Annotated in this window: 9 protein-coding genes and 3 pseudogenes; 9 read left to right on the top strand and 3 right to left on the bottom strand. The window is 59.0% G+C overall.

Annotated features, from left to right (window positions below):
- The first annotated feature begins 1 nt into the window (after position 1).
- A complete protein-coding gene (locus AB4Y32_RS32435; RefSeq protein WP_368725231.1) occupies positions 2-1,039 on the top strand; it encodes a ParB/RepB/Spo0J family partition protein in 1,038 nt (345 codons plus the stop codon).
- A 5-nt stretch (positions 1,040-1,044) separates the two neighbouring features.
- Here AB4Y32_RS32435 and AB4Y32_RS32430 read toward each other — a convergent pair whose 3' ends face one another.
- Complete coding sequence (locus AB4Y32_RS32430; protein WP_368725230.1) at positions 1,045-2,358, bottom strand: replication initiation protein; 1,314 nt, start codon at positions 2,356-2,358, stop codon at positions 1,045-1,047.
- Positions 2,359-4,028: 1,670 nt separating this feature from the next.
- Between AB4Y32_RS32430 and AB4Y32_RS32425 the strand changes: the two genes are divergently transcribed.
- From AB4Y32_RS32425 to AB4Y32_RS32390, 8 genes and pseudogenes are all read left to right on the top strand, one after another.
- Positions 4,029-4,742: a type IV secretion system protein gene (locus AB4Y32_RS32425; RefSeq protein ID WP_368725229.1), complete on the top strand. Its 714-nt coding sequence runs from the start codon at positions 4,029-4,031 to the stop codon at positions 4,740-4,742.
- Between the two features lie 5 nt (positions 4,743-4,747).
- Positions 4,748-5,596, top strand: a pseudogene (locus AB4Y32_RS32420) (TrbG/VirB9 family P-type conjugative transfer protein); the annotation flags it as partial.
- Positions 5,596-6,093, top strand: a pseudogene (locus tag AB4Y32_RS32415) (metallophosphoesterase family protein); the annotation flags it as partial. The pseudogenes AB4Y32_RS32420 and AB4Y32_RS32415, both read left to right, overlap by 1 nt.
- A gap of 213 nt (positions 6,094-6,306) precedes the next feature.
- Positions 6,307-8,258, top strand: a pseudogene (locus tag AB4Y32_RS32410) (SMC family ATPase).
- A gap of 70 nt (positions 8,259-8,328) precedes the next feature.
- On the top strand, positions 8,329-8,514 hold the full coding sequence (locus AB4Y32_RS32405) for a hypothetical protein (protein ID WP_368725228.1): 186 nt from the start codon (positions 8,329-8,331) through the stop codon (positions 8,512-8,514).
- A 223-nt stretch (positions 8,515-8,737) separates the two neighbouring features.
- The gene (locus AB4Y32_RS32400) at positions 8,738-9,361 is read left to right on the top strand and encodes a phospholipase D family protein (protein WP_368725227.1); all 624 of its coding nucleotides are present in this window, start codon (positions 8,738-8,740) and stop codon (positions 9,359-9,361) included.
- Positions 9,362-9,387: 26 nt separating this feature from the next.
- A complete protein-coding gene (locus tag AB4Y32_RS32395) occupies positions 9,388-10,290 on the top strand; it encodes a hypothetical protein (protein WP_368725226.1) in 903 nt (300 codons plus the stop codon).
- A gap of 75 nt (positions 10,291-10,365) precedes the next feature.
- Positions 10,366-12,174 carry a phosphoadenosine phosphosulfate reductase domain-containing protein gene (locus tag AB4Y32_RS32390; protein ID WP_368725225.1) on the top strand — a complete coding sequence of 603 codons (1,809 nt, stop codon included), beginning with the start codon at positions 10,366-10,368 and terminating at the stop codon, positions 12,172-12,174.
- Between the two features lie 64 nt (positions 12,175-12,238).
- On the opposite strand, the gene AB4Y32_RS32385 is transcribed toward AB4Y32_RS32390, so the two are convergent.
- Positions 12,239-12,925 carry an SOS response-associated peptidase gene (locus AB4Y32_RS32385; RefSeq protein WP_368725271.1) on the bottom strand — a complete coding sequence of 229 codons (687 nt, stop codon included), beginning with the start codon at positions 12,923-12,925 and terminating at the stop codon, positions 12,239-12,241.
- A 13-nt stretch (positions 12,926-12,938) separates the two neighbouring features.
- Positions 12,939-13,190 carry a hypothetical protein gene (locus AB4Y32_RS32380; protein WP_368725224.1) on the bottom strand — a complete coding sequence of 84 codons (252 nt, stop codon included), beginning with the start codon at positions 13,188-13,190 and terminating at the stop codon, positions 12,939-12,941.
- Positions 13,191-13,303: the final 113 nt, after the last annotated feature.

Here is a 13,303-nt window from a genome sequence, read left to right as displayed (position 1 = left end):
AATGGCAAAGAAAGACTTTTCGGCGGCATTGAATGCGGGTGTGGCACGAGACCAAAAACTCCGGGACGACGCCGTCAGTTCGCGGTTTGACCGCGTGGAGGCGGCGCTTAGCGGCCGTACGACATTGCTGGAGTCGTCACCCGTCAGCGAACCGCGTTCAGAGGAGACAGCCGCTCCAGCGAACTCATATGTTGAGACTTTGGAAAAGGCGGGGAAGGTCCGCGCGACGTATGCCGCATGGCCCATCGACAAGATTGACGACAACCCTCTAAACAGCCGGACTGTCTATCGCGAAGAGCTCATCTCAGCACGCGCGGCATCTATGGCAAAGGACGGGCAGTTGATTCCGGCGCTGGCGGCACGCCACCCGACCGATCCGGAGCGCGCGATACTTATCGACGGGCACTACCGCAAGCAGGGCGCACTTCGCAACCGCTCACAAACCCTGGACCTAAAGTTGCTGGACGGTCTCGAAGCCATCGACTTCTACCGCCTCGCTCGTGCGGCAAACAACGAGCGGGAACAGGAAACAGTCCTTGACGTTGCATTGGGCTACAAAAAGCTCTTGACGGAAGGCTATGCCAAGACCAATGATGAACTGGCTCTCCTCGTTGAGGAAGGCAAGTCGAAGGTCAGCAAGACTTTGGCAGTTCTCGACCTTCCATCGTCCATCCAAGAGTTTATTTCGTTGTACCCCCAACAAATGGGTATCAACATCGCGTACGAGCTCACTCTTTACTTCAAGTTGGCGGGCGAGAGCCGGACACGCGATCTCGTACAAAAGATCGTTGATGAAGGCCTGTCTTTTCAGAAGGTAAAGGCGCTCCGGGAAGCGCTCTCTCACGAACGCGCGCCGAGGCGGACCTTCTCGCGGCAGTACAAGGTCTCGGGAGCCGATGGCTCTTCGATCGGAGCAATCAAGGAGTGGGGCAACGGCAACATTCAGGTGAATCTTGCCCTCAACGACCCGGAAAGGGCGGATACCTATATCGAAGCGCTAAAGAAACTGCTTGCCGAGGACGGTCACAAAGCCACCTGAGTGGACTATGTGCCGGAGTTGGCTTTTGAAAGGACAAACTCGAGTAGGTCGTCGGCCGTGGGTTCGCCCCACGTATCGAGCGAAAGCCATTTAAAAAAGCTAGTCTCTGCGAGTTTCGTGGGCTTCTTAGAGGGGTTCAGCTTCAAGTTGTTTGCGTCGACCGATTCGTTGTAGCGTTCGATCAATTTCGACTGGTCGTTGAACTCCAGTTCCTGAAAATAGGCTTTTGCTTCTCCGATCCTCCAAGCATCGTAGCGACCGCGCAGTTGCGCCTGTTGCTCAGCTTTTCCGCCGGGTGATCTTGGCGACCTGTCGTCAACCGACTCTGCGATCGGAGCATATTCATTAAGCAATGCCTTGCGGAAGTATGCGGGGATGTTGTCGACAGGCGCCGCGCCGCGCTTATTTACTCGTCCGTTCGTGTACGAAATCGCCGAACGAATACGCTGGTCACCATACTGGGAGAGCAGTCGTTTCGCCTCAGACCGAGGGACGCCCAACTTCGTCATTTCCGCAATCAGCCCCTCATCCCGGCCGTTGCCCTCGGGATCAAGAGTAACGCTCGGCTTGCGGGTTACCCTGAACTGGACGGCCTCGACTTTTCTCCCGACCTTGTGTTCAATTAGCTCAAGCATGTGGTCGGATAGCTCGTTGACCTCGCGGATGCACGGTAAGAGGACTTTGCTTTTGAAAAGCTTGTACTCCTGATATGTTTGCGCGCCCTTGTCCTGCCCAAGAATCAGGTCCCTGAACTTGTTAAGTGGAATCTTTGCGGTCAAGCCGACACCTTCATACCTGACCGTGTTCTCCCACAACGCGAGCGAATGCGAACGTCGAAACTCTCGCGCGATGCGCATGTCGATGAGGGCGAAGACTTCCGGGTTAAGCAGCTCGCCACGAATCTGCTCAGAAAAGCTGTATCGCAAGGTGGCCTGCTTTAGTTCAGCGCCGGCAAGCAGGCCGGAAGCGCGCCAAACTTTGCTGCTATCCGGCGCAAGATAATCCCAGTTCACAACCGTGCTGATCAGCGAATTTACGGTTTCCTTCACATATTGCGTGTTATTGCTGTTCAGGCCACTATCCTGCGACAAGGCGCTGATGGTGATCGTGAAGTTCGAACGGCCTGGCTCGACAGATTCCTGTTTGATCGCATTCTTGATGAGCGAGCTAAACATCTTCCGTTGTTGCAGGCCAAGCTTGCCAGATCTGGGAGCGATGTGGATCGCCTGAACAGCCTTTCGCAACAGGTCGGGCGGTTGAACCGCGTTGAACAGAGAAGCTTGATTGTCTTTGCCGTCGGTCGACTTGGGGCGCGCCATGGTAGGATAGGTAACCGGAATTCGCTCCGACTTTATACCTTAGGCGGCACACGTGCAAGCACCTTCGAAACGGAATTAAGGTCGACCCGTAAGCCATTGAAACTATGTAATTCTGGAGCTGCAGCGAAGCGACGAAGGGCCCCATACGTGACTACCTAAAGCGGGCAGAAAACATACCGCTTTCGGGGAAAGCAGCACAGATTGCACCGGCAAAGGTGGCCAGTCATGGGAAATCCCCATAGATGGTTACCCATGCGCCCTGTGGTGCAGGGGAGATTCCGCTTTATGAACTGGCCCGGTCCCCATGGGCCGCTACCTTTCCTGCTACCCATCGATTGCTACCTTTGCTGCTAAGTCGGCGCGGTTCATCGGTCCGCTGGGCACCATAAACGGGTACCTCGTCGGATACCATGCATAGTTACCATATACGCGAGATTCGGCATTGGGGCTGGGGATTCAGATCCGTCGCGTCGCCTATTTCGTTGGAAGTGACGATCAAGCCTCCCATAAACTGCTACCCTGGAACCTCTCCCATAGCTGGCTACCTACAAGCTCAAACCGAAGGGGACAGGCATCCCATAGGTGGTTACCAAACTCTCTTCCCATACATGGGTACCTTTCGTCGATGTCGATGTCGATCCTATAGCAAGCTACCTTTCTCCCATATCCAGAGACCGTCTGTCCCATAAAAGGGCCCCGAACTTCCCATATCCACAACCCTTTAGCCCCATCAATGGTTACCGTCGGTCCCATAGCCTACATCCATATCGCCCGGAAACCCTTATGCAGCAAGGCGTTGGGCGGTCTAAAGGTTTACTAAAGGTGTAAACGTGTTTTTAAATCTCTAAACGCAGCGAGTGTTTTTAAAAAAGCGGGCAGCAACATCCCCAACCGCCGCCATAAACGTCACCCCAGCACACTCTGGAAAGGTAGCCAGATTTGGGTGCTTTCGCGGAACCGCGCCACCAAGAAGTTGGGGAAATCTCGGGCAACTTGGATGCAATTTCCACGGACCCGCGGTCCAATCTCATGCTCAAACACTAAGGCGGCAAGAGATTTGTGCCATCTGGCTGCACATCATGGAAGGTCGTACCGTGCGCCCGACGGTGTTGTATGGACTGTCGACGAAAATGCTTTCGTCCGAGCGACCGCTACGGCGCCAACAGCGTCAGTGCCACACGCCCTCGCAATGGATGTCGTCGAGGGGATCGTCTGCGGTAGATGGCCACGATGCTCGCCGTTTGCTGTCGAACGCGAGCCCGCAGGTCCACTAGCGCCGGGGACAATGTCTTGGGCTTAGGTCCTCCAGGAAATCAAAGCGAACTTACAAATGAAACGGTTCGCCTGAGGACGTACACGTAAAACGCGTTAATTTCCGCGCGTTGGTAAACCTTTGATTTTCCGAGGTTTGCAAGTGTGACGTTTATAGACCACCCCAATAAACGTCACACTTACGTGTACGTGTATCAGGGTTTGAGCGCTAAAGGGAACGAAAAGCTTATCGAAAAAGATGGTCTTTCCGGGGTTTGATCTGTAACGCGTTAAACGCTCGCCCTGGACGAACGGCAAGTAAAAGAGGCAAACATAAAAGGCCGCTAAAACTCTGTGCCTTTTGCCGCAAATCGCTTGTGAGAAATTGCTTCAATGGTAGCCATTCATCAAGGGTTGCCATGCGCATTTTCAGGAACAAGCGGCAGGCCGCGCTATCCACGGCCCCCGGCATGTATGCCGAGGAAGAAGATCCATCGAAAGTCATCTTCGAGACGAGCACGCGGCTCAAGGTCGAGAGCAACCGCTGGATGCTCATCGCTTTCGCCTGTGCTGCGGTCGCCGCCGGAGCGGTCTGGACGCGTCAGCCACCGCCTTCCGTTACTCGCGTGGTCGGGGTCTCGGCCGACGTCAGCGGTCATCCGGTGGTGACCGAACTTGTTGCGTACAAGCCGGACTCGCAGGCCTTGCGCACGAGCATGCGTGACATGGCCGTCCGCTGGTTCACTATCGAGCCGGTGCTGACCGACAGCCTTCAGACGTCGCGTATGTCGCTGAACATCAACTCAGTGAAGGCACAGATGATCGGCGCGGCCACAGACCAGTTCAAAAGCTGGCTGCACGACGACGCTCCTTTCCAGCAGATCTCGGCCAATCCCAAGCTGATCCGAGAAGTGAACGTGCGCAACATCGCGCTGCTGGAGGACCAGACGGTCCTCGTTGAATTCACAACGACGACCTCTCAGGCAGGCGCTTCGGGCAAACCAGAGGTCAAGTCGTATGCGCTGACCCTGCGCTATCAGATCGTCGCGCCAACCGCCGACGCAGCACTCACCGCCAATCCCTTCGGCATCTATATTCCGTTTTTCCGCCTTGAGCGGACCGGTGGAGCTTGAACAGCATGACTTCCAGACTTCAGCGGCCGGCGCTCGGCCTCGTTCTGCTCGCGGCAACAGCGTTGCCGATGACCGCGGCGAACGCAAAAAAGCCTACGGACAACGGTTCGTTCAACGCCGCGATGATTGCCGGTGACCCGATGAGTCCGGTTAATCCATTCAACGGTGGATCAGACCCGCTCACGATGCCAGGCGACGCTCGTATCGGCGTCTTCCCATATAGCCGCGACCAGATTTTTCGCGTGCTCACCGCGCCGCTCAAACTCACGACGATCGAGCTCGAGCCGGGCGAGAAGTTAATAGCCGATCCGGCTATGGGCGACAGCATCCAGTGGGAGGTTGACGACGACAAGATGAACCACGTGTTCATCAAGCCGCACAAGGCGGATCTGGTCAACACGCTTCACCTGACGACAAACAGGCGCGAATACGACCTCACGCTGATCGCGTCGCCCGCCGGCGGCTTCTTCTATCAGACCGTGCGCTTCCAGTATCCGCGTGCACCGATGGCTCGGGCTGCTACGCGCGATGACATTGGTGGAGTGGGCCCCGGGGCTGCCGCTGGCGACCGGGGTGGTGACTCCGGCAGCATCAGCGTCGCGCCCGACAAGCTGAACTGGGACTACTCCGTCGACGGCAATGCGGAGTTCAAGCCCGAGGTCGTGTTCGATGACGGCCATTCGATATGGATGCGCATGCCTGCCGGGGCGCAGACGTGGCCGGTTCCGATGTACAAGGATCACGGCGATCGCGTCGTCGGCAACTTTATCCGCCGCGGCGACTTCCTTGTGTTCCAGCGCCTCGCTGACGAAATCGTCCTCGTTTCCGGCAAGGATGAGGTGACGGTGATGCGTGCCTGCCCTCCATCAACAAGGGGCAACTGGCGGCCGCGGTCGGCGCGAAGAATGCGGCAACCGGGCTTGAAGCGGTGCTGGGTGACTATCTGGCGGCGGCTGGGCGAATCAATGCACGGCTTCGGGCAGCAGGCATTCGAACGGTCGGTGTGTCGCACGGCACGGTCAACGGTTGCACGACTGAGCATGGCGTCACGATGGCGGGCTTCGATCACGAGTTTTCGCTCGGTGCATTGTTCGAGGCCGAATGCGATGCCTTCATGCTGGGCCACATTCACAAGTCGCAGCAGTGGGAGCGCGGTGGCCGTGTTGTTGCCTATGCGGGTTCCCCTGGCCGGTTTCACTACGGCGAGGAAGGTGACAAAGGCTATCTGGCGTGGGACGTTGAGACGGGGAACGCGACAGCGTTGCTTGTTCCAACGCCGGCGCGGGAGACGGTCTGCGTTGACTTCGACGGCCCTCCGGACATGGAGCGACTCGCTGCCATTGCTGCTGACCGGCTATGCCGGTTGGGACGAACTTCTCACGTGTGCCCGCCGCGAGTTTGCCCGGGCCTGTGAAAAAGTCGAGGCGGCGATCGCAGGCAAGCTTCATGCGCCTGTGGCGGTTGCAGAGAGAGTCGACCCGATGGTCGAGCCTTTTCCCGACGATGACGATGTCGCCTTCTATTCGCGTATGGCAGCAATGTCCGAATCGATGGAGGTGTCGTCATGCGGCCTCTGAAACTGACGCTCGAAGGCTTTTACGGCGTTCGTGACGGGATGAGGCGCGAGAGCGTCACACTCGATCTGGAGTCGTTGCCTGAAGGCCTGATCGCGCTTGTCGGCCCTAACGGGGCGGGCAAGACAACGATCATGGATAACATGCATCCGTATCCGATCATGCCGTCGGCATTGAACACCTGAAGGCGCTGTCGGCGAAAGCCGGCGACGTCGCGAAGCATCTTGGCCGCGCGCTCGATGAAATGCAGACGGACCTGACTGCACTCGCGGGCAAGCGGCAGCGTAAGGCGGATGTCGAACGCTCCGTGCTTGCACAGGGCGAACTTCTACGCGATACGCGTGCACAACGCGATCTGAAGCTCGAGGAAGCTGCGAAGCTGACTCAGGAGCGTGCGACGCTGGCCGCGAAGGCGGGCGAATCGGCAACTGCCGAAGCTCGTCTGCGCGAACTGTCGGTCCGCGCGCAAGAACTGGTCAAGGGCGTGCAAACGCTCGATGGCGATGAGCGGGCAGCAGCCGCTCGGACCCAGCAGCGCGTGAATGTCCTGAAGCAGACGGTGACGACTCATCAGGCGACGCTTGCCCGCAAGGAAGCGATTCTGGGAGCGGCGGCGAAGCGCGATGCAGCGCAACTGTTAATCGGTCGCGAGGAGGCAAAGCTGGAGCCTCTGCAGCGTGTGATCGCCGATCTCGAAGCGAAGCAGGTCAGTCATGCGACGCTTCAGACCGCGCTATCGGGCCTCATGACGCAGGGTCAGACGAAAGCCGCCCACTTCGAGACGTTGACGAAGCAGGCTGCAGTCGTCGACCAGGTGCCGTGCGTGGGGCATGCGATGCATGCCACGTGTCCGCTGCTCAGTCAGGCGCTGCAGGCCAGATTGCAGGCAGAAGAGCAGCGTGTGTCGGTGGCCGAACTTCGTGCGCAGTATCGCGAAAAGAAAGCGCAGGCCGACCTGCTGGCTCCGGTTGTCGCGGAGCTTGCGGCAAAGCGCGGCGAACTTGCCGTGTTGACCCGCACCCTGAGCGACGCTCGACGTGATCTGCAGGCGGCGACTGAACTCGCTGCCAGCAAGCCACTCCTTGATGCTGCTGCGACGGGCCTTGAAACCGCCAACGCGGAACTGAGGGAAGTCGCGGAAGAAGCAGCTGCGCGAGCTGCCCGATACGAGTCTGAAAAGGCGCGTATGACGGCGGAGATGGTCAGAATCCAGCAGGAATCGAAGCAGCTTGCAGCCGTCGATGTGACGGCCGCAATTGCAGAGACCGACCGGAAGCTGTCCGCAAATCGCGAAGCAGTCGCCGCGCTCGAGGGCAGGATCGAAGGTGCGATCCGCGCCCAGACAGTGCTACAGGCTGAGGCCAACGGACTGGATGCAGAGCTGAACGGGTTCTCTGCTACGCAGCGGCGCGCCGAGCGGCTCTCCGATGAAATTGCGCAGTGGAAGCTGCTCGCGAAAGGGCTCGGCAACGACGGCGTCATTGCGTTGACGATCGACGACGCGGGTCCCGCACTGGCTGACACCGTCAACACGCTGCTGCTTGCCTGTTACGGCACACGTTTCACGGTCGAGATCCGCACGCAGCGCGCGCTAGCAACTGGCGAACTGCGGGAGGGTTTCGAGATTCTTGTGCATGACGCCGAAGCCGATAGCACCAAGTCGGTGTCGGTGATGTCCGGTGGCCAGAAGGTCTGGATCAACGAGTGTCTGACACGTGGCATTGCGCTCTATCAGGCGCAGAACACTGGTCAGCCTTACCAGACGCTTTTCAGTGACGAGTCCGATGGTCCGCTCGATCCGCAGCGCAAGCTGCAGTTCATGCGGATGAAGCGGGAGGTGCTGAAACAGGGCGGGTATGAGCGGGAGTTTTTCATTTCGCAAACGCCCGACCTCGTCAGCGAGGCCGACGCCGTGATCGATGTTCAGGCACTGGCCGCGTGACGCAACTTTTTTAACCCTGTGGGGAACGCCCCCACAGGGCGTTTCTCGCCTTTTCCCTACGAGAAGCGCCATGTCAATCAATCGAAATTCCCAGACCCATACCGAAACGGTGACGGTGTCGGTTCGTCCTGCCGTGCCTCGGTCTGGAAATACCCACCGCAATGTCCTGAACGGCTCGCTGTTGCGTGACGTTCTTGTCGATGACAAGTGGGTCACTGTCCAGACGGCCGACCCTTCTGATCTGCGCACCGCGTAAGCGGAGCACCTTTTCTTTTCTCGAGACCTTTTGCTGCTCTTGGCAGCAGGCTCTTCGTCGCTCTGCGCCTGTACTGCGCAGCCACAGGCGCACGCAGTAAGCGCGCGTCCCGCGATTGTCGTCCCCGCCCCGCGAGGCGAACCTGGTGACTTTCGCGTTTGTCCGGACGGCAGGCTGATCACATATCCGGTTAGCCATCCCAAAACCTGCACCTGAGCGGGCATTGAAACGCCTCGGCGCCCTTACCGGGGCCGGGGCTTTTTCCGGTAATCCAACGGAGCTACCCATGAAAAAGCAGATTGTCGTTGCGACGGTCGTCGGCGCGCTGGTAGCGGGCGCTGGCCTGCTATGGACGCAACCCGCTTTCAGCGCGACAAATGATGTGCAGGTCGCGTTTTCGCCGGACGGAGGTGCGGAGCAGCTCGTGCTGCAAACCATCCACAGCGCACGTCAGTCGATTCGAGTGATGGCCTACTCGTTCACTGCGCCGCCAGTCGTTAAGGCGTTGCTCGATGCGAAGCGGCGCGGTGTGGACGTGGCAGTCACTGTCGATTACCGCAGCAACGTTGACGAAGACCATAGTGGAAAAGCTGCGGCCGCAATGGGCGCACTCACGTATGCAGGCGTGCCCGTCATTGTCGTTCACGCATTTCCCATGCAGCACAGCAAGTTCCTGGTAGTGGACAACGCGACGGTCGAGACCGGTTCGTATAACTACAGCCAGGCGGCCGCGCGCGTGAATTCTGAAAACGTGCTGGTGCTGTCGAACCATCCTGAGATTGCGAAAGCGTATCTGGATGACTGGAAGGCAGTGACGTCGCAGGGCGAGCCGTACCGCGCCCGCTAACGGCGATACAGCCTCGCTATTTTTCTATGACCCTCGCGGGAAGCGATCCCCGCCGGGGTCGCTCCGCATTCACTTGTGGAGTTTTCATGGTTAATACTGCACCACTATCAACGGCAGCAATGCCTCGCTGGCTCGCGCCGTATGCAAATGGCGAGAAGCAGGGCTGGTCGCAAGCGGTCATGGCGTACGCCGATTACTACTGCGTCGATGGGAGCGCTGACGATGATCCCGAGGTTCAGGAGCGTCTGAGCATGCACCGCCCACCGATGGTGGGCTATGCGAGTCGTACCGGCACGCGCCGCAACCTTGATGCGCTGGCGCATGCCGGCTGGCATCTCCTCGTCTCGGCGAAGGGCGAACACCGTACCGAAGGCATGCGCTACGCGATCGACAACGGCGCGTGGACCGCCTACCAGCGAGGCGAGCCGTTTGACGAGTACGCGTTCCTGGCGGTCGTCGACAAGCTCGGTGAGCGCGCTGACTGGATCGTGCTTCCCGATGTCGTGCAGGGCGGCCTCGCTTCTCTCGACTTCTCATTGCGGTGGATGGAGCGTCTGCGAGGCATGCCCTCGCAACTGCTCATCGCCGTGCAGAACGGGATGCAACTGGAGGACGTCGCGCCATACCTCTCGCCCGTCGTTGGAATTTTCATCGGCGGATCAACCGAGTGGAAGGAATCGACAGCCGAAGCGTGGGGGCTACTCGCGCGTCGACGCAATTGCCATCTGCATGTCGGGCGGGTCAACTCGGCGCGCCGTATTCACATCTGTGCGGCCGCCGGCGCTGACAGTTTCGACGGCAGCGGGCCAAGCCGCTTTTCCAACGCGTTACCACGGCTAGACCGGGCGACCCGGCAGCCTGATCTTTTCGCAGCGGCCGATCAGTCGCTTGAAGAGGCGCAGGCAGCGAGTCTGGGTCTGACCTTGTAACGAACACATGATTTCTTAACCCTTTCGGGAGCCGATCCCGAAAGGGCAGCTCCCATTTTTATCTTGGAGCGAACGATGGACCATGACATTCAAACCCTGATGGAAAACGCCATTGCATCGATGCAGTCGTATATCGAGCAGGGGTATTCGCTGGCCGCCGGTGTGAGCGGGGGCAAGGACAGTACGTGTGCGATGGTGTTGATGCTCGAAGCAGTCAGGCGCGCGAAGCACGTAGCGCCTAGCGTCAGGCATTACATCACGTCGTCAGATACAACGATCGAGAACCCGAGTACCGCGAACTTCCTGCATGCGATGCTCGATGAGGTCGCAATGTTTGTGGAAGACAGCGGACTGCCGGTCGAGATCCACGTCACACAGCCTTCGCTCGCCTCACAGTTCGTTGTCTCAACCATCGGACGAGGCACGCTGGTCCGAACGCCTGAAAACGGTGTGCGAGACGGCAAACGGATGAGAGTATGTGCCGATTCGTGGAAGGTGCAGCCACAGGGCAGACTTCGCGCGCGTCTCGAAAAGCAGGCGTCATCTGCCCGCGTGAAGGAAATCATCAGCGTCGTGGGTCTTAGGCTCGATGAGTCTGCTGTGCGCCGCGTCGCAATGACCGAGCGCAATGAGCAGGCTGATGTCGCGACACGGCAGGCTTCGGGGTCGCTGTCACTTTCTCCGCTCCGAGACTGGACCTCTGACAATGTCTGGTCGATGCTGGGATGCATGGCGAATTCTTCGCTCGGGTTCAGCAGCCCGCTGGAACCTGCAACCGTCGCACGACTCTCGGATATCTACCGCGCTGGTAATGGCGGTGTTTGCGGTGTAGTAGCAGGCGAGAGTGGCGCACGTGCAGCTTGTGGTTCCAGGTTCGGCTGCAGTTTCTGCGCTGTCACAGGCGCTCGCGACAAGTCGATGGAGTTCATGATTCAGGAGCCGGAACACGCGCACCTGAAGCCGTTGAATGACTTCCGCAACTATCTTCTTGCGATCCAGTGGGACCTCTCACGCCGTGAACTGGTGGGCAGGACATTGAGCGATGCCGGGTACACGCGGATTCAGGCAGATACCTATCGATTCCTGGAACGCATGGCCATGTTGAGGATGCTCCTTTCGATCGATGCGAACGAGCGGGACAGAGCGGAACGGCATTCGGGGGAGTTGGCGTCGGGCCTCATCGCCGACACTGAGCACAACCGGACGCTGTGTGACCCGCAGTTCGAGTTCGTGACGCCGCAGCAGCTTGTGGCAGTCGATTTCTTCCTGTCGATGCACCACTACGCACCGCATGCTTTTCCCGCGATGGCAGCGTGGCATGACGTCAACGTGCTGGGTCGCAGATACCCGGTGCCTCACGTTGAGCCAAGGCCCAAGGCGGACATCGTATTGCATGGCTGGTACCCCGTTGGTCAATACGACCGCGAAGCACCAACGGTCGGACTTCGCGATTTCGATGCGGAGCAGTGGAACCGCTATCGGCATTCAGGGCGTGCAGGCTGGTACGCGCGCACGTCAGCGGGGGAGCAAACGGTGTACTTCGAGGAAGCCTCGCAGTTTGAGGTGGATGCGGAAGCCGCTTGCGAGTTCGTGACTTGCACGTACAACACCGCGTTCATGCTGAAGACGCAGAATCACGACGCAATGGATTCGGCGCGTTTCTGGCTGAACGAAGGCTTCGTGAAGCTGCCTGTCGGTATGGCGCAGCGATATCAGGAGATGGCCAAGCGAGGGCAGTATTTCAGCAGACTCGCCCAGCGTCTGAACCTGACGCCTGACGAACTGGACACGCACCTGATCGAAAACAGTGTGAGTGACGCGGACCACACGGCGATGCTTGAACCGGTCTCTCCGCAGTTTGACTTGTTTGCCGCTGCAGCCTGATTGGCGTGCCGCAGAAACCTTTCCAACATCCCCGGGGCCTAAAACCCCGGGGATTTTTTTATGCCTAGATTAGGGACGGTTGTTCGCCCTCGTCGGGAGTGGATGTCGCGCGCTTGCGTGGTGGAAGCGGGTAGGGCTCTGCCTGCAATGCGTCGGCCGGCAGCAGTCGCAGGAAAGACCTGGCTTCGTCCGTGCTCTTGCACGATAGCCAGTCGAGGTGTTCGGCTTGCGGAAGCACGACGACGCCGCGCTTCTCCGCCCCGGGCTTGTGAAATCGCTTCATCAACGGATGCTCGTCGGCGTTCAAGGTAAGCATCGTCATGGAAAGCGTCTGTGAGCCGTCCGGGTTCTCCCACGCTCGCCACAGGCCCGCGATCGCACAGGCGCTTTCGTCGGCCAAGCCAATGCGCCACCGTACCGGGTTGCCCGTTTCGTACGAAGGCTCATAGAATCGGTGACAGGGTATCAGTGCGAGTTGAAGCCGGTTCCACGCGCCACTGAAACTGCGCTTCTGACCTACTGTCTCACTGCGAGCGTTCATGGTGTCGAAGACCTTGACGCCAGGCGGAATACGCTCGCGCGGAACCATGCCAAAAGTCGCAGCGTCGGTCGATAGCTGGCCGTCGAGCCGCCGGAAGATCGGCGCAGCGTAATCCTTGTAGATCTCGCCGCGGTAGTGGAATGACGGCATTGGAAACAGGCTGAACGCTTCGAATTCGATCTTCCCAGGCGCTTCGTAACTGGTACACACGACCGTTCCTCCGTCAATCAGTTGGAGTTGGGATAGGGGAGCGCTCGGGGCCATGCAGGAAAGCTAGCAGGCGCCGCTCGGCGCTCTCGTACTGATGCAGCGGCGCGATCCTTAGCTGGGCGTCGTGCAGGGCGAGAATCTCGGTGAATATGGAAACCGACTCGTCGTCAAGAGACCAGCCTTCCTCCTCTCCGCTTTCATGCGCCTGCATCAGCGTTACTTCCCCGACGCACTCTGCGGCCTTGAAGAGTTTGAGCGTGAGCACGTAAATCGATGGGAATTCGGGGCGTTTTGAGCAGCTTGCGTGATGTAGCGGAGGGGATCTCCCTCAGGCATCTTGCACAAACGACGCCCAAGGGAGAGTCTCTTGTCTGCCAG

Source organism: Paraburkholderia phymatum (genome assembly GCF_040965635.1).
GTDB lineage: Bacteria > Pseudomonadota > Gammaproteobacteria > Burkholderiales > Burkholderiaceae > Paraburkholderia > Paraburkholderia phymatum_B.
Note: the sequence above shows the minus strand (reverse complement) of the source record. Positions and strands in the feature narration are given on the sequence as shown.